The following is a 17364-nucleotide window of genomic DNA, read 5'->3' as shown; positions in this document are numbered from 1 at the left end:
TTTCACTACAAATTAAATGAAAACGAATACTTAACTCAATATTCTGATTTTGTTCTATTGTTATCATTTTGCAATAAAAAGGCCCCATCACCAGGATGGGGCTACGCTGAATTTTATTATTGGTACTTTTTTATAATTAGAATTTGTAGCTATAACCGATGGTGTACACCATTGGATCGATATCTAAATCGAAGCTTTCTAGACCTTCAATTTGAACTTCTGGGCTGATTTGTGCATAACGTGCATCAAAGAATACGCCCCAGTTTTTGGCATCTGCTGGCTGGAAGTTAAAACCAATCTGGCCGGCAAAACCAAAATCTTCTTTTACTTTCACATCGGTATCACCCAGACCTTTGGTACGCTCATCCCAAGCCACAAATGCGGTACCACCGACACCAATGTACGGTGTAAAACCGGTATTGTTTTTAAAATGGTATTTTGCCGTCAGCGTTGGTGGTAAATGTTTAATACGTACCACATCTGTACCCGCTAACTGAACATCATGGCTAATTGGTGCAGCTAAAAGCAGTTCTGTCGAAATATTGTCATTAAAGAAATATTCAACTGACGGGGTAAATGCATATTCATGATCAGCTTCAACAACACCTAACGCAGTCTGAGTATCCTGAGTAGGTGCTACAACCGAACCACCCAGCTTGACTTGCCATTGGCCTGCCATCGCAGAAGCAGAAAGACCCATTAATGCAACGAGTGTAATTTGCTTTAACATTTTAATACCCCACTGGAAGATTATTTATTCAAAAATTAAACATTAATTAATAATAAACACGTTATAAATTAATATGCAATACTTATCCGATATAATAATTTTATATTATTTTCAAACTATTGATTATTAAATTAATTTATTTTAACCAACCACACAACTTGGTTTTAAATACCAACCTGATTTATCAAGATTAAATAATAATATTCAGATTAAAATACTCAGGTTTATTTTAAACGCTCTATAATATATATTTTAAATACATCTATTATTAGATTATCAGAATGATTATAAGATTCATTATAAATACATCTATGATTCAAAAAAAATCCCGGGATTTTATTCCCGGGATATTTCAGGTTAAAGCACCATGGCGGCAATCCAGCCAAAAATCATCAGCGGGATATTAAAGTGAATAAAGGTCGGCACTACACTGTCTTTCATATGGTCATGCTGACCATCCATATTCAGGCCTGAGGTTGGCCCCAAGGTCGAATCCGAAGCAGGTGAACCGGCATCGCCCAGTGCAGCCGCAGTCCCAATGATCGCAATAGTTGCTGCAGGACTAAAACCAAATTGAATACAGAGCGGTACATAAATAATCGCCAGAATCGGAATGGTAGAGAATGATGAACCGATACCCAGAGTAATCAGCAAACCAATCAACAACATTAAAAAGGCTGCAAGTGCCTGGCTATTACCAATCCAGTCAACCGACGCTTCAACCAGCGCAGAAACCTGTCCTGTTGCCTCAATCACGGCAGCAAAACCTTGCGCAGCAATCATAATAAAGCCAACCAGTGCCATCATCCGCATACCGGTAATAATAACATCGTCCGCTTCTTTCCACTTAAAGATCCCGGCACAGCTCAGAATCGCTACACCAACCAGACCGGCCAGAATCATCGAATCTGAATACAGCTGCACGCCAAGGGTTACCAGAATCGCAATGACTGCCATCCAGATGGTGAACGTCGCCACTTCAGGTTGACCTGATTTTTGTGCCACACCCATTTCAGCCGAAATGCTTTGCTGCTCTTCAATATGCACGTCTTTATATTCACGTGGCTTACGGTATGAGAAAAACACCGCGATCAGCAAACCGACAAACATCCCGAATACCGGAATGGCCATCGCTGTTGGAATCTGGTCATAGCTGATCTCAAATCCATACGGCTTGCCAAAGGTATTAATATTATGGCCCAGAATATCATTCAGGAAGATGGCGCCAAATCCGACCGGCACCAGCATATAGGTGGCCACCAGACCAAAGGTCAATAAACAGGCCACCAGACGACGGTCCAGTTTCAGGTGGTTAAATACCATCAACAATGGCGGAATCAATACCGGAATAAAGGCAATATGTACCGGAATCACGTTCTGGGAGAATACCGCGGCAATGGCCACCACCAGGAAAATAAAGTATTTGACCCGGTTTTGCGCTTTCAGATCGGCCTCACCCTTTAAGGTGTGAATCATTTTATAGGCCAATAAATCAGGTAAACCTGAACGCGCCAGAGCCAGTGCAAAAGCACCTAAAATACCGTAGGCCAAAGCAATTTTAGCACCACCGCCCAGGCCATTATTAAACGCCTCTAAAGTACCTTGCAGGCCCAAACCAGCCAGCAAACCACCCGTAACGGCACCAATGACCAGTGCAAAAACAACAGGAACACGTGCCAACGACAGCCCGAACATGACTGCGATGGCGGCAAGAATTGCAAACATAAGAAAAGACGGATCGAGAAAAAACGCTATTTTATCAGAGATTGATCGCTATTTAGCTGCTGTTGTTGCGCTGTCCGATATTTGTCTTGACCTTGCCAGTAACAGTCAAATTAACTGCCTGATTTTGAAAATGCAAAATCCCGAAGATGTTGGGCAATCCGCTCCGGCTGGCTTAAAATTGCCCAGTGATTGGCCGCAATCTCCACGCGCTGGAAGTCTGCTGCCCAGTTCGGCACTTCATCAATCAGCTCCGGACTGACAAAGCGGTCTTCGGTCAGCACCACGGCCTGTACCGGACAAATCGCCACACGCTGACGTGGTTTGAGCAAACGCGGGATAAAATTGGCCCGATACAGATTGACGCCATATTGACCATCCTGCTGGATATTCGGGTTTAAGGCCAGACCCGGGCGTTGCTCCAGCTGCTGTAGCATTTTGCCCCAGCGCTCTGCACTCATGTATTGCCACACCGTCGGTGCCAGTAAGGGCAATTGAAACACAGCGATATACCAGGACTTGCCCAGCTGTTTTAAGAATTTGGCCTTACCCTGCTGTAACTGGGCGCGCATCCAGAATGCAGCATGATCCAGACAAGGCCCGGAAATGCTGCTGTAAGAGAGAATCCGCTGGCGAAACCGGGCATCGGTCACCGACTCCCAGGACTGAATTGAACCCCAGTCATGCGCAGCCAGATGAAATGGCCGGTTAGGTAGCACCGCATCCACCACGGTCAGTAAATCTTCAGACAGGCGTGCCAGCCGATAATCACGAATATGCTTTGGAATGGAAGACTGACCGGCCCCACGCACATCATAGGTCACAATATAAAAATCCTGAATCAGCTGGGCAATAACAGCTTCCCAAACTTCCTGATTGTCGGGATAACCATGAACCAGTACCAGCGCCGGATTGTCGGGCTTGCCCCAGCTTTTGACATACAGGCGCTGCTGGTCTGAGGTATGAATCCACTGCGTATGAGCGTGCATGATGACATCCTGTTCTGTTTATGGGTGATTTCTTGTATTGGCTGTTTATTGGCAAGCGCAGTCAATCAAATCAATGCCACCTGCCGGTTTCTGTTCTAGTATGCAGATCAGTGCAATAAAAATAATTGACCCTTATGAGCCTTTTAAAAAAACTACAGACAATTCCGACCCTGTCCAAATTCCTGATCAATCGCTATGCCCCCTATCGCGGCGCCGGTATTGCGGTCGAGAAAATGGATCTGGCCAATTACCACATTCGTGTCAAAATGCCACTGACACGTAAAAACCAGAATATTGTCGGGGTACATTTTGGCGGTAGCCTGTATGCCATGGTTGATCCGTTTTATATGCTGCTGTTGATGCATCATCTTGGCTCAAAATATATTGTCTGGGATAAAGCCGCGACCATCCGCTTTTTAGCGCCCGGTCGCCGTATGGTCTATGCCGATATCCGCCTCAATGCCATGGAAGTCGACACCATTCGCGAACTGGCCGAGAATTATGCACCGGTATATCGCAACTACCGCCTGAATATTTTTGATGAAGCCGGCGTACGTATTGCCGAGGTAGAAAAGACGGTATACATCCGCCGCAAAAAGCCGCATGCTGCCGGCTAAATAAAAAAGCGCTTATCTTTAAGCGCTTTTTTTATGTGAGATCGTCTAAACCAGACTTAGCGGTTCTGCTCAATCGCGGCACCTGCACCGCCACCAATCGCACCACCAATCGCTGCACCAGTACTACCACCGAAGATGCTTTTACCTACCGCAGAACCAATTGCACCGCCGACACCACTATAGGTCGCGTTACGGTTTGAACCATCCTGGGTTTTACTACCGACCGCTGCACCGGCACCACCACCAATGGCTGCACCTGCAGTACCGCCGACATTACCACCGACACCACCACCAATTGCACCACCTAAGGCCGCTGCACCAATACGCTGTTCATTTGGAGACATACTTTCACAGCCGGCCAGCATAAAGGTAGATAAGGTGGCGGCTGCCATAACACCGATAACTTTTTTCATGATCGCTCTTCCCCTGTTTTGGTCATAGCTTTAGCTTATTCGATATTGATGGGTCGAATCTGAGCAATATGTTACCAACTTGGTAACCAATAGAGGATTTATGTAAAAACACCCGCTTTGCAGCAGCAACCCGGCCCATCTAACGCCAAAGTACAGCGCGATACCCTTTTTTCAGGCATAAAAAAAGACGCCCGAAGGCGTCTCTTGGTTGTCATTTCGCCAGCTTAGAATTCCTGGTTAAATGCCTGACTTAATGCTTGGTCTACATCAGAGAAGTCATTTTGCAGTTCAAATTCTGCAGCTTCTGCTTCCTGACGACGACGCTCTAAGTGGTAAGCCAAACCTGTACCCGCTGGGATCAGACGACCAACAACGACGTTTTCTTTCAGACCACGTAGATCATCTTCTTTACCGGTTACAGCCGCTTCAGTTAACACACGTGTGGTTTCCTGGAACGATGCAGCAGAGATGAACGAATCCGTCGACAGCGATGCTTTGGTAATACCCATCAACTGGCGATCAAACTTCGCTGGGAACTTGTTCTGTGCAAGTACAGCCTGGTTTTCTTGAACCACGCGGATGTAATCCACCTGTTCGCCTTTGATGAAGCTGGTATCACCACCGTCAGTGATTTCAACTTTACGCAGCATTTGACGTACGATGACTTCAATATGCTTGTCGTTGATTTTTACACCTTGCAGACGGTAAACGTCCTGAACTTCGTTCACGATGTAGTTGGTCAACGCCACTTCACCTTTCAGACGTAAGATATCATGCGGGTTTTGTGGACCATCAGAAATGGTTTCACCACGGTTCACATGCTCACCTTCGAACACGTTGATGGTACGCCATTTCGGAATCAGCTCTTCGTAGATTTCAGAACCATCATCCGGAGTAATCACCAGACGGTTCTTACCTTTGGTCTCTTTACCGAAGCTTACGATACCAGACACTTCTGCAAGGATCGCATGCTCTTTCGGCTTACGTGCTTCGAACAAGTCAGCTACACGCGGCAGACCACCGGTAATATCACGGGTACGTGAAGATTCTTGTGGTACACGACCGATAACGTCACCGACACCAATTGTTTCGCCATCACGGACAGAAAGAATGGTGTTTTGTGGCAGGAAGTAGAACTGTTCACCACCATCCACTGTGTCTAATACAACCGCAGGACGCAAATCTTTACCTGACGCAGGACGTGAAGTCACTGGCAGGATTTCGATTGTTGACATACCTGTTGCATCATCAGTTTTCGACGTTACGGTTACGCCATCAGCGATCTGGCTGAAACGTACTTTACCAGCAACTTCTGTTACCAATGGATGTGTATGCGGATCCCAAGTTGCCACGATACCGCCAGCTTCTACAGCTTCGCCATCTTTCAGCAAGATAGATGCACCGTAAGGCAGTTTATAGCGCTCGCGCTCACGACCTAAGTCATCTGCAATACCGATTTCACCTGAACGTGAAGTCGATACCAAGTGACCTTTGGCATGTTGTACGGTTTTCACGTTGTGGAAACGTACGGTACCTTTGTTACGCACTTGAACGCTGTTGGCAGCAGAAGTTCGGCTTGCCGCACCACCCACGTGGAAGGTACGCATGGTTAACTGTGTACCTGGCTCACCAATTGATTGTGCCGCCATAACACCCACAGATTCACCTGGGTTTACCAAGTGACCGCGTGCAAGGTCACGACCATAACATTTCGCACACACACCGAAGGTCGATTCACATGATACTACTGAACGTACTTTCACTTCGTCGACACCTTGCTCTTCCAGGAAGTTGGCAAGTTTTTCGTCAATTAAGGTGTTACGTGGCAGGATCACTTCATCTGAACCGGCTTTCTTCACGTCTTCAGCAACCACACGACCCAGTACTCGCGTACCCAGGTTCTCGATCACGTCACCGCCCTGAATAAATGGTGTCATCACCAGACCAGCCATGGTGCCACAATCTGGCTCAGTGATCACCAAGTCTTGCGCAACGTCAACCAGACGACGCGTCAGGTAACCCGAGTTCGCAGTTTTCAGTGCAGTATCGGCCAAACCTTTACGCGCACCGTGCGTTGAAATGAAGTACTGAAGTACGGTCAAACCTTCACGGAAGTTCGCCTTAATTGGCGTTTCAATGATCGAGCCATCCGGCTTCGCCATCAGACCACGCATACCTGCAAGCTGACGAATCTGAGCTGCCGAACCACGGGCACCAGAATCCGACATCATGTAGATCGAGTTGAATGATTTCTGCTTCTCGTCTTCACCCTGTTTGTTTTTCACAGTGGTGAAAGACAAGTTGTCCATCATCGCTTTCGCTACCTGGTCATTGGTACGTGCCCAGATATCGACGACTTTGTTATAACGTTCACCAGCAGTGACGAAACCTTGTTCGAACTGTTGTTCGATTTCACGAACTTCAGCTTCTGCCTTGTCAATGATCGCCTGTTTGCTTGGTGGAATAACCATATCTTCCATACCAACCGATACACCTGAACGCGTCGCTTGACGGAAGCCCAAGTACATTAATTGGTCAGCAAAGATGACCGTGTCTTTCAGACCCAGTTTACGATAGCAAGAGTTGATTAACTTGGAGATGTTTTTCTTGGTCATCTCAACGTTAATTTGCTCGAAGCTTAAACCTTCTGGCACAACTTCCCAAAGCAGGCAGCGACCTGGTGTCGTATCCACAACAATAGTTTGTTGCTCACGCTCACCGTTGTCATTGATGACAGTTTGGTATACACGCGCTTTTACGCGAGCATGCAAATCAACCTGACCGGTTGCAAGGGCACGGTTAACTTCATGCGTATCCGCGAACACCATGCCTTCACCTTTGGCATTTACCGCATCACGGGTGATGTAGTAAAGACCCAAGACCACGTCCTGAGACGGTACGATGATTGGCTCACCGTTGGCTGGAGACAGAATGTTGTTGGTCGACATCATTAACGCACGCGCTTCTAATTGCGCTTCAAGTGTTAATGGTACGTGTACCGCCATCTGGTCACCGTCGAAGTCGGCGTTAAATGCAGCACAAACGAGCGGGTGCAGACGGATCGCTTTACCTTCAATCAGGATCGGTTCAAACGCTTGCAGACCCAAACGGTGAAGGGTTGGCGCACGGTTCAACATCACTGGATGCTGACGGATCACAGATGCAAGAACATCCCAAACTTCTGGCGTCTCGCGCTCAACCATTTTCTTCGCAGCTTTAATGGTAGTGGCTTGACCAGAGGCTTGCAGTTTCGCAAAGATGAACGGCTTGAACAGTTCCAGCGCCATTTTCTTCGGAAGACCACATTGGTGCAAACGTAAAGTAGGACCTACGGTAATCACCGAACGGCCTGAATAGTCAACACGTTTACCCAACAAGTTCTGACGGAAACGACCTTGCTTACCTTTGATCATATCGGCCAAAGATTTCAGCGGACGTTTGTTCGAACCGGTAATCGCACGACCACGACGACCGTTATCAAGCAATGCATCTACAGACTCTTGTAACATACGTTTTTCGTTACGTACGATGATGTCTGGCGCTGCAAGGTCAAGAAGACGCTTCAAACGGTTGTTACGGTTAATCACACGACGGTAAAGGTCGTTCAGGTCAGACGTTGCGAAACGGCCACCTTCAAGCGGAACCAGCGGACGAAGGTCTGGCGGAAGTACTGGCAGTACATTCATCACCATCCATTCTGGCTTGTTGTTCGACTCTTTGAACGCTTCCATCAATTTCAAACGCTTAGACGCTTTTTTCAGTTTCGTCTCAGAGGTTGTTTGTGGAATTTCTTCACGCAGGCGTGAGATTTCGTTTTCAAGATCGATGTCTTTTAACAGGTCCTGAACTGCTTCTGCACCCATTTTCGCTGTGAATTCATCACCGTGCTCTTCCAACGCATTGAAGTATTCTTCATCGTTCAGAAGCTGGTATTTCTCAAATGGAGTCATACCTGGGTCAGTCACTACATAAGATTCGAAATACAGAACACGTTCGATATCACGTAAGGTCATGTCTAATAACAGACCGATACGGCTCGGCAGTGATTTTAAGAACCAGATGTGTGCTACTGGAGATGCCAGCTCGATGTGACCCATACGTTCACGACGAACTTTTGCAGTTGTTACTTCAACGCCACATTTTTCACAGATGACGCCTTTGTATTTCATACGCTTGTATTTACCACACAAGCATTCGTAATCTTTGACTGGACCAAAGATTTTGGCACAGAACAAACCGTCACGTTCTGGTTTGAAGGTACGGTAGTTAATGGTTTCAGGCTTTTTAACTTCACCATGAGACCACGACTTAATCATTTCTGGTGACGCAAGACCAATACGGATGCGATCAAACTCTACAGGAGCATGACCGTCTGAGTCCGTCTTTTTGCGCATGATATCGAGCAAGTCTTTCAATTTTTTTCTCCGTGTGCCGGTAAGATTTTCACTTTCCGACTGGGTCACAAATATTGTTTTTTAACTGAATTTTAATCCCCCTTAATCCCCCTTTTTCAAAGGGAGAAAAGTCCCTCTTTTACAAAGAGGGATTTAGGGAGATTTAATGGAGATTCTTAGTCACCATTTTTCAGTTCAATGTTGATACCTAAAGAACGGATCTCTTTGGTCAATACGTTGAACGATTCAGGCATGCCCGGATCCATATAATGGTTGCCATCTACAATATTCTTATAGATGCGGGTACGGCCTTCAACGTCATCCGACTTCACAGTGAGCATTTCTTGAAGCGTATAAGCTGCACCGTATGCTTCCAGTGCCCAGACTTCCATCTCACCGAAACGCTGACCACCGAATTGTGCCTTACCACCCAGCGGCTGCTGTGTTACTAATGAGTAAGAACCTGTCGAACGCGCATGCATCTTGTCATCAACCAAGTGGTTCAGTTTCAGCATGTACATGTAACCAACAGTAACTGGACGGTCGAAACGCTCACCCGTACGGCCATCATACAATACGGTTTGACCGGTACGTGACAGACCCGCAAGTTCAAGCAAGTCTTTGATCTGACCTTCTTCAGCACCGTCAAATACAGGTGTTGCCAATGGAACACCAGCACGCAGGTTGTCAGAAAGCGCCAAGATTTCATCATCCGTCAGGCTGTCAAGATCTTCTTGCTCGCCGCCCACCTTGTTGTAAATCTTGTCCAAGAATTCACGCAGTTCAAGAATGGTGCGCTGTTCTTTCAGCATCTTGTCGATCTGATCACCCAGACCTTTGGCTGCCATACCCAAGTGCGTTTCCAGAATCTGACCCACGTTCATACGCGATGGTACACCCAGCGGGTTCAGTACCACGTCTACCGGCACACCGTTGGCATCGTGTGGCATGTCTTCAACCGGCAGAATGTTGGATACAACACCCTTGTTACCGTGACGACCCGCCATCTTATCACCTGGCTGGATACGACGTTTCACTGCAAGGTAAACTTTAACCACTTTCAGTACGCCAGTGGTCAGTTCGTCACCTGTAGACAGTTTGCGTTTCTTCTCAGCGAATTTCTCGTCAATTTCAAAGCTCTTCTCTTTCAGGAAGGTTTGAATTTGCGTTAAACGTTCCGCAATCGCTTCGTCACTTGGCTGGATTTCAAGCAGATCAACCAGTTCAAGACCAGACAGCATATCTTCAGACAGTTTGTCGCCACGTTTAGTGCCGCCACCGCCATTCGATTCCTGACCTTTTAACAGACGGACAATACGTTCACGTGCTGCTTCTTCGAAGATTTTGTATTCTTCTTTCAAGTCTTTACGGTATGCATCAAGCTGCGCTTTCTCAATCGCCAGTGCACGTTCGTCTTTTTCCAGACCATCACGGGTAAAGACTTGAACGTCGATGACTGTACCTTTGGTGCCCGATGGAACACGTAAAGAGGAGTCTTTCACATCCGCTGCTTTTTCACCGAAGATGGCACGAAGCAGTTTTTCTTCAGGCGTCAACTGGGTTTCACCTTTTGGCGTAACTTTACCCACCAGGATGTCACCGGCAGTCACTTCTGCACCGATGTAAACAATACCTGATTCGTCCAGTTTAGACAGCGCAGCTTCACCAACGTTTGGAATATCAGCCGTGATTTCTTCAGCACCCAGTTTGGTATCACGTGCAACACATGACAGTTCCTGAATGTGAATCGACGTTAAACGGTCTTCTTGAAGTACACGCTCAGAAAGCAAGATCGAGTCTTCGTAGTTGTAACCATTCCAGGTCATGAACGCCACGCGCATGTTTTGACCCAGTGCCAGTTCACCGCCATCTGTCGATGGACCATCCGCCAGGATGTCACCACGTGCAACTTTATCGCCTAAACGTACCACAACGTTCTGGTTGATACAGGTGTTCTGGTTTGAACGCGTGTATTTGATCAGGTTGTAGATATCTACGCCTGCTTCACCCGCGATCATTTCATCTTCATTCACACGAATTACGATACGTGATGCATCAACAAACTCGATCACACCACCACGGCCTGCAACCACACACACACCTGAGTCACGTGCCACGTTGGCTTCCATACCGGTACCAACCAGCGGTTTGTCCGCGATTAGTGTAGGTACCGCCTGACGTTGCATGTTGGAACCCATCAATGCGCGGTTGGCGTCATCGTGTTCAAGGAATGGAATCAGTGATGCTGCAACAGAAACCACCTGCTGAGCAGATACGTCCATATGGGTCACTTTTTCAGGTGACATACGTACGAATTCACCGTGGTGACGTACAGAGACGAATTCCTCAGTCAGGTTACCGTCCTGATCTACAACCGAGTCGGCCTGTGCAATCACGGTACCCACTTCTTCAATCGCAGACAGATATTCAACTTCGTCTGTTACACGACCATCAACCACTTTACGGTATGGCGTTTCCAAGAAGCCAAAATTATTACATTTTGCATAAACAGACAGCGAGTTGATCAAACCAATGTTTGGACCTTCAGGCGTTTCAATTGGACACACACGACCATAGTGAGTTTGGTGTACGTCACGTACCTCAAAGCCTGCACGTTCACGGGTCAAACCACCTGGACCAAGCGCAGATACGCGACGCTTGTTGGTAATTTCAGACAACGGGTTGTTTTGTTCCATGAACTGAGACAATTGGCTTGAACCAAAGAATTCTTTGATTGCAGCAGCCACTGGCTTCGCATTGATTAAATCTTGCGGAGACAGGTTGTCTGTTTCAGCTTGTGACAAACGCTCTTTTACAGCACGCTCAACACGTACCAAACCAACACGGAATTGGTTTTCAGTCATCTCGCCCACTGAACGTACGCGACGGTTACCCAAGTGGTCGATATCGTCGACTTCACCTTTACCGTTACGGATTTCGATCAATGTTTTAAGTACATCGGTAATGTCTTCGTTCGACAGGATGCCTTCAACTTCGCGCGACTTCTGGTCAGTACCGACTTCATAAGGACGACCCAGACGACGGTTGAACTTCATACGGCCGACTGGTGACAGGTCATAACGCTCAGAAGAGAAGAACAGGTTGTTAAACAGGTTCTCAGCTGCTTCTTTGGTTGGTGGCTCGCCTGGACGCATCACTTTGTAGATTTCAACCAGTGCTTCTTCACGACCTGTAGTCGTATCGGCACGTAGCGTATCTGCAATGAATGAACCGCGGTCGATGTCGTTGGTGAACAGGATATTGAACTGCTTCACGCCGCCTTCAGCCAGCTTCACCATCACTTCATGGCTTAACAGTGTGTTGGCCGGAATCACATCGCCATCTTTCAGCACGATGTCTTCGGCAGTAATGCGCTCATACAGGTATTCATCCGGCACTGACAGTTTGGTCAGACCAGAGGCTTCCATTTGACGAACATGACGTGCGTTGATACGCTTACCTTGTTCAACAATGACTTTACCATCGGCATCAGTGATATCGAATTGTGCCATTTCGCCACGCAGACGTTCTGGAATCAAGTCGATCTGATAGCTACCCATATCCAGGTAAACAGGAACTTTTTCGTAGAACAGGTCAAGAATCTGTTCGTTGTTATAGTTCAGGGCACGCAGAACCACAGTCGCCAGTAATTTACGACGACGGTCGATACGTACATAGACTAAATCTTTGGCATCAAATTCAAAGTCTAACCATGAACCACGGTAAGGAATAATACGCGCTGAATACAGCACTTTACCGCTTGAGTGAGTCTTACCTTTGTCATGGTCAAAGAATACGCCTGGTGAACGGTGTAATTGCGATACGATTACACGCTCGGTACCGTTGATCACAAAAGTACCGTTATCCGTCATCAATGGCATTTCGCCCATATAGACTTCTTGTTCACGTACGTCTTTGATTGATTTCGTTTCACGATCTTTCAGGATCAAACGAATTTTAACGCGCATTGGTGCCGCATAAGTTGAGCCGCGAAGGATACATTCGCGTACATCAAACTCTGGTTTACCAAGACTATACTCAACAAATTCTAAAGCAGCATTGCCAGAATAACTTTCTATAGGAAAAACTGAACGAAATGCGGCTTGGAGACCGATATCTTCGCGGTTTTTTGGAGATTTGCCATCTTGCAAGAAAGTACGGTACGAGTCGACTTGAATCGCCAACAGGTACGGTGCTTCCATGACTTGGGGCAATTTACCAAAATTCTTACGGATCCGTTTCTTTTCGGTATATGAGTATGCCATCTGGAGTCCTCGGAAAGTAAACCAAGCCCGCCTGCAGAACGGGCTCAGAAGGAATTACGCAGGCCGATATGGCCACCACTCTTTACAAATGCTGCAATTTTTAGTGGTATTAAAACGCTTAACAATATTTTTTAACATTGAAAAATATTGGTAAGCGTTTGATTGTTATCTTTATTTTTAATTTGTATGAAATTTATATCATGCAAACAAAAATCGAGCCGATTATTGTAACGCAAAAAGGCTGATGACCCAAGAGCCATCAGCCATTTTTTGGAGTCGATTATAAAAAAATCGACTCCGCTTAAGCTATTACTTAAGTGTAACTGTAGCACCAGCTTCTTCAAGTTTCTTCTTAAGCTCTTCGCCTTCTTCTTTAGAAACGCCTTCTTTAAGTACTGCTGGAGCACCTTCAACCATGTCTTTCGCTTCTTTAAGACCAAGGCCAGTCGCTTCACGAACTGCTTTAATTACTGCAACTTTGTTTGCACCGAAAGAAGTCAACTCAACGTTGAATTCAGTTTGCTCTTCAGCAGCAGCAGCGCCAGCGCCTGGAGCAGCAGCAACTGCAACAGCAGCAGCAGATACGTTGAATTTCTCTTCGAAAGCAGAGATCAGTTCAACAAGTTCAAGAACAGTTTTTTCAGCAACTGCGTTTAAAATTTCTTCGTTAGTTAAAGCCATGAGAATAACTCCAAATGGAAATTGAATGGTGTGTAAATTGATTTAAGCTTAAGCTGCTTCTGACTCGTTTTTCTCTTTGAGTGCTGTAATAAGGCGACCCAATTTCGAAATAGGAGCTTGAAGAACGTTTGCAAGCATAGTAAGCGCTTTTTCTTGGTTCGGAAGATTTGCAATCACGCTAACTTCAGCACCTTCATAAACCTTGCCGTCAAATGCAGCAGCTTTAAGTTCAAATGCTTTGTTTGTTTTAGCGAAATCTTCGAACAAGCGTGCAGCTGCACCCATGTCGTCTTCAGAAGTCGAGAAAGCTAAGATTGTTGGACCAACAAGAGTTGCATTCAAGATATCGAATTGAGTACCTTCGAATGCACGCTTAGCCAAAGTATTACGCACGATACGAGTCGTAACACCAAGCTTACGCGCTTCAACACGTAAAGCAGTTAATTGCTCAACGGTTAAACCTTGATAGTCAGCAACAACAGCAGAGAACGCGCGAGAAGCAACTTCGTTTACTTCTGCTACGATCTGTTTTTTGTCTTCGATAAGAAGAGCCATTGTAAAACCTCCTAACGGTGATTTATGTACCCACAAGGGATACACTCCCAATTCGTGAATTCATCACTGAACTCACACGCGGAGGAGGAATAAATCACACCACCGCGTCTACGCAGGCTGGGATTTTAAGAGAAGAGCATAAAACTCCCCTCGCCTGAGGTCTTTGACGCTGATAAATTCTCATTTACCAATTCAAAGTCCGCCTGAATGTCCCCTCTCCTTTCAGGAGAGGGCTAGGGAGAGGTTTAACCCTCATCCCAACCTTCTCCCAGAGGGAGAAGGAGACCTTTCAGGACTTTAAAATTCTGTCTAAGTTAAACTTAGTTAGAAACGTTGTTTACATCAACAGTCAGACCAGGACCCATAGTTGAGCTTAGAGTGATCTTTTTGATGTATACACCTTTAGAAGTCGCAGGTTTTGCTTTCTTCAGGTCAGCTACAAGAGCTTCAACGTTTTGACGAACAGCTTCAGCAGTGAAACCTACTTGACCGATCGCAGCGTGGATGATACCCGCTTTGTCTACACGGTAACGTGCTTGACCAGCTTTTGCATTTTTAACTGCAGTTGCTACGTCAGGAGTAACCGTACCCACTTTAGGGTTTGGCATTAAGCCACGTGGACCAAGGATTGTACCTAATTTACCTACAACGCGCATTGCATCTGGAGCAGCAATTACTACGTCAAAGTCAAGGTTACCCGCTTGGATGCTTTCAGCCAGGTCATCAAAACCAACTACGTCCGCGCCTTCAGCTTTAGCAGCTTCAGCAGCAGCGCCTTGAGCAAACACAGCTACACGTACAGTTTTACCTGTACCTGCAGGAAGTGTAGTCGCGCCACGAACAACCTGGTCAGATTTACGAGGGTCAACACCTAGGTTTACAGATACATCCAAAGATTCTTTGAATTTAGCTGCAGGAAGGCTGTTAAGAACTTGTACTGCTTCTTCCAAAGTATAAACTTTGTTTGCTTCTACAGCAGCAGCAATGGCTTTTTGACGTTTAGTTAACTTTGCCATGTCTTATAGCTCCACTTCCAAGCCCATAGAACGTGCAGAACCAGCGATGGTACGTACACGCGCGTCTAAGTCAGCACCAGTTAAGTCTGGTTCTTTCGTAGTCGCGATCTCTTCTAACTGAGCACGAGTCAACTTACCAACTTTAGTTTTGTTTGGTACAGCTGAACCCTTCTGGATACCAGCAGCTTTCTTAAGCAGAATAGCAGCAGGTGGAGTTTTCATGATGAATGTGAACGACTTGTCGTTGTACACAGTGATCACTACTGGAATTGGAAGACCAGCTTCAACTTTTTGTGTCGCAGCATTGAATTCTTTACAGAATGCCATGATGTTAACACCACGTTGACCTAGTGCAGGACCAATTGGTGGAGATGGATTTGCTTTACCAGCTGGAACTTGCAGCTTGATATAGCCGTCAATCTTCTTAGCCATTTTCAATTACCTCTGGGTACAAACGCCGCTAGGCTCCCCAATGATTTCTAAGTAACGATACCGTTACAACAACAATGCCCGATCCATAACAAATCGGGCGTTTTCAACCAGCAGTGAATTAAACTGATTTTTCGACTTGGCGAAATTCCAGCTCAACCTGTGTTGGTCGATTGAATACATTAATCGTCAACGTTAAACGTGACTTGTCGTAAAGGACTTCTTCCACCACGCCTTTAAAGTCGGTGAATGGACCGTCAATTACCAGTAATTCTTCGCCTGGTTCAAACATCGTCTTCGGACGAGGTGCTTCACCAGTATTGCGTACACGTGCAAGAATTGCATCAGCTTCACGCTGCGTAATTGGCGCAGGTTTTTCCGGTGTACCACCAATAAAACCTAATACTTTTGGACATTCTTTTACAATGTGCCAAGTATCATCATTCATTTCCATTTCGACTAGCACATAGCCCGGAAAGAATTTACGCTCAGATTTACGTTTCTTACCATCCTTCATTTCTACCACTTCTTCGGTAGGAACCAGGACTTCACCAAAGCTATCGGCAACAGCGCTACGCTGGATTCGATCATTAAGCGAACGCATCACTTGTTTTTCATAACCAGAATAGGCATGAATAATGTACCAACGTTTCATAGCTCTCTTACCCGATAATAAATTTAATTGCCCAACCTAAAACGTAGTCAAAACACCACAATAAAATGGATGCTACAACTACAACTGCAAGTACGTGCCAAGATGTGGTCACTGTCTCTTGCTTGGTTGGCCAAGTCACTCGACGCAGCTCGATTCGTGAATCTTTCAATAAACGAACAAAGCCTTTGCCTTGATGGGTGGCGTATAATAAACCTAAAGCCACTACGATACAAGCCAAAATTACCCCAACGCGCACCCAAATATCATTTGCCGGTGCCCAGTACGCTGGTAGATGCTGATTCACCATGGTTGCCGCAATGAATAAAATCAAGGCGATAATCCACAACACGTAGTCTAATGGAGAACCCGAATTTACAACTTCAGCAGGATTATTTCTTTGAGGAATTGGCGCTTCGCTTAATGCGTCACGCGATTTATCATTCGACATTTTTGTACTCGTCGTAGGATTCGCGACTTATTATATGACCAGTTTTGCCAGCATCAAGCTTTTTTTGAAAAATGGCAGGCCAGGAGGGACTCGAACCCCCAACATTCGGTTTTGGAGACCGACGCTCTACCAATTGAACTACTGGCCTGTAGAACAAGCCGAAATCCGCAAACTTCGGCTTGTGAAACTTATTTTATAATTATGCAGTTACTTTAGCAACTACACCCGCACCTACAGTACGACCACCTTCACGGATCGCGAAGCGTAAGCCAGCGTCCATTGCGATTGGGTGGATTAATTCTACTGACATTTCAACGTTGTCGCCTGGCATAACCATTTCAACGCCTTCTTTCAGCTGGATCGCACCAGTTACGTCCGTAGTACGGAAGTAGAACTGTGGACGGTAACCATTTAAGAATGGAGTGTGACGGCCACCTTCGTCTTTAGAAA

At 46.1% G+C, this 17364-nt stretch carries 13 protein-coding genes, 1 tRNA gene and 1 pseudogene; 1 reads left to right on the top strand and 14 read right to left on the bottom strand.

What is annotated here, in order from left to right:
- Positions 1 to 136 precede the first annotated feature (136 nt).
- The 3 genes from FTT63_RS04370 to FTT63_RS04360 all read right to left on the bottom strand — a co-directional run bounded on the left by FTT63_RS04370 (position 137) and on the right by FTT63_RS04360 (position 3441).
- The gene (locus tag FTT63_RS04370) at positions 137 to 730 is read right to left on the bottom strand and encodes an OmpW family protein (RefSeq protein ID WP_127801114.1); all 594 of its coding nucleotides are present in this window, start codon (positions 728 to 730) and stop codon (positions 137 to 139) included.
- Between the two features lie 357 nt (positions 731 to 1087).
- A complete protein-coding gene (locus FTT63_RS04365; RefSeq protein ID WP_005181697.1) occupies positions 1088 to 2455 on the bottom strand; it encodes a Na+/H+ antiporter family protein in 1368 nt (455 codons plus the stop codon).
- A gap of 110 nt (positions 2456 to 2565) precedes the next feature.
- On the bottom strand, positions 2566 to 3441 hold the full coding sequence (locus FTT63_RS04360) for an alpha/beta fold hydrolase (RefSeq protein ID WP_104473333.1): 876 nt from the start codon (positions 3439 to 3441) through the stop codon (positions 2566 to 2568).
- Positions 3442 to 3575: 134 nt separating this feature from the next.
- On the opposite strand from FTT63_RS04360, the gene FTT63_RS04355 reads away from it, so the two are divergent.
- The gene (locus FTT63_RS04355; protein ID WP_127800950.1) at positions 3576 to 4058 is read left to right on the top strand and encodes a DUF4442 domain-containing protein; all 483 of its coding nucleotides are present in this window, start codon (positions 3576 to 3578) and stop codon (positions 4056 to 4058) included.
- Positions 4059 to 4114: 56 nt separating this feature from the next.
- On the opposite strand, the gene FTT63_RS04350 is transcribed toward FTT63_RS04355, so the two are convergent.
- The 11 genes and pseudogenes from FTT63_RS04350 to FTT63_RS04300 all read right to left on the bottom strand — a co-directional run.
- Positions 4115 to 4471, bottom strand: a complete 357-nt coding sequence (locus tag FTT63_RS04350) for a hypothetical protein (protein ID WP_005181692.1) — start codon at positions 4469 to 4471, stop codon at positions 4115 to 4117.
- Positions 4472 to 4695: 224 nt separating this feature from the next.
- Positions 4696 to 8886 carry a DNA-directed RNA polymerase subunit beta' gene (rpoC, locus tag FTT63_RS04345; RefSeq protein ID WP_075167624.1) on the bottom strand — a complete coding sequence of 1397 codons (4191 nt, stop codon included), beginning with the start codon at positions 8884 to 8886 and terminating at the stop codon, positions 4696 to 4698.
- A 155-nt stretch (positions 8887 to 9041) separates the two neighbouring features.
- Complete coding sequence (rpoB, locus tag FTT63_RS04340) at positions 9042 to 13130, bottom strand: DNA-directed RNA polymerase subunit beta (RefSeq protein ID WP_127801116.1); 4089 nt, start codon at positions 13128 to 13130, stop codon at positions 9042 to 9044.
- Between the two features lie 309 nt (positions 13131 to 13439).
- A complete protein-coding gene (rplL, locus tag FTT63_RS04335; protein WP_004774018.1) occupies positions 13440 to 13811 on the bottom strand; it encodes a 50S ribosomal protein L7/L12 in 372 nt (123 codons plus the stop codon).
- A 48-nt stretch (positions 13812 to 13859) separates the two neighbouring features.
- Entirely contained in the window at positions 13860 to 14366 is a 507-nt protein-coding gene (gene rplJ, locus FTT63_RS04330) for a 50S ribosomal protein L10 (RefSeq protein ID WP_005181686.1), read from the bottom strand.
- A gap of 320 nt (positions 14367 to 14686) precedes the next feature.
- Positions 14687 to 15382: a 50S ribosomal protein L1 gene (rplA, locus tag FTT63_RS04325; RefSeq protein WP_005181684.1), complete on the bottom strand. Its 696-nt coding sequence runs from the start codon at positions 15380 to 15382 to the stop codon at positions 14687 to 14689.
- Positions 15383 to 15385: 3 nt separating this feature from the next.
- Complete coding sequence (gene rplK, locus FTT63_RS04320) at positions 15386 to 15814, bottom strand: 50S ribosomal protein L11 (protein WP_004868049.1); 429 nt, start codon at positions 15812 to 15814, stop codon at positions 15386 to 15388.
- Positions 15815 to 15932: 118 nt separating this feature from the next.
- Positions 15933 to 16466: a transcription termination/antitermination protein NusG gene (gene nusG / locus FTT63_RS04315; protein ID WP_005181681.1), complete on the bottom strand. Its 534-nt coding sequence runs from the start codon at positions 16464 to 16466 to the stop codon at positions 15933 to 15935.
- A gap of 7 nt (positions 16467 to 16473) precedes the next feature.
- A complete protein-coding gene (gene secE, locus FTT63_RS04310) occupies positions 16474 to 16914 on the bottom strand; it encodes a preprotein translocase subunit SecE (protein WP_005181678.1) in 441 nt (146 codons plus the stop codon).
- A 72-nt stretch (positions 16915 to 16986) separates the two neighbouring features.
- A tRNA-Trp gene (locus FTT63_RS04305) sits at positions 16987 to 17062 on the bottom strand.
- Positions 17063 to 17113: 51 nt separating this feature from the next.
- Positions 17114 to 17364: pseudogene (locus FTT63_RS04300) on the bottom strand (elongation factor Tu); the annotation flags it as partial.

This window comes from Acinetobacter sp. C15, assembly GCF_013420645.1.
GTDB classification, from domain to species: Bacteria; Pseudomonadota; Gammaproteobacteria; order Pseudomonadales; family Moraxellaceae; genus Acinetobacter; species Acinetobacter indicus.
The sequence above is the reverse complement of the archived record's forward strand: the minus strand, read 5'-3'. Positions and strand labels throughout refer to the sequence as shown.

What these genes read in the sequence shown, in the direction of transcription:
- FTT63_RS04370 (WP_127801114.1), bottom strand. Translation starts at nt 730, where the DNA reads ATGTTAAAGCAAATTACACTCGTTGCATTAATGGGTCTTTCTGCTTCT.
- FTT63_RS04365 (WP_005181697.1), bottom strand. Translation starts at nt 2,455, where the DNA reads ATGTTTGCAATTCTTGCCGCCATCGCAGTCATGTTCGGGCTGTCGTTG.
- FTT63_RS04360 (WP_104473333.1), bottom strand. Translation starts at nt 3,441, where the DNA reads ATGCACGCTCATACGCAGTGGATTCATACCTCAGACCAGCAGCGCCTG.
- FTT63_RS04355 (WP_127800950.1), top strand. Translation starts at nt 3,576, where the DNA reads ATGAGCCTTTTAAAAAAACTACAGACAATTCCGACCCTGTCCAAATTC.
- FTT63_RS04350 (WP_005181692.1), bottom strand. Translation starts at nt 4,471, where the DNA reads ATGAAAAAAGTTATCGGTGTTATGGCAGCCGCCACCTTATCTACCTTT.
- rpoB (WP_127801116.1), bottom strand. Translation starts at nt 13,130, where the DNA reads ATGGCATACTCATATACCGAAAAGAAACGGATCCGTAAGAATTTTGGT.
- rplL (WP_004774018.1), bottom strand. Translation starts at nt 13,811, where the DNA reads ATGGCTTTAACTAACGAAGAAATTTTAAACGCAGTTGCTGAAAAAACT.
- rplJ (WP_005181686.1), bottom strand. Translation starts at nt 14,366, where the DNA reads ATGGCTCTTCTTATCGAAGACAAAAAACAGATCGTAGCAGAAGTAAAC.
- rplA (WP_005181684.1), bottom strand. Translation starts at nt 15,382, where the DNA reads ATGGCAAAGTTAACTAAACGTCAAAAAGCCATTGCTGCTGCTGTAGAA.
- rplK (WP_004868049.1), bottom strand. Translation starts at nt 15,814, where the DNA reads ATGGCTAAGAAGATTGACGGCTATATCAAGCTGCAAGTTCCAGCTGGT.
- nusG (WP_005181681.1), bottom strand. Translation starts at nt 16,466, where the DNA reads ATGAAACGTTGGTACATTATTCATGCCTATTCTGGTTATGAAAAACAA.
- secE (WP_005181678.1), bottom strand. Translation starts at nt 16,914, where the DNA reads ATGTCGAATGATAAATCGCGTGACGCATTAAGCGAAGCGCCAATTCCT.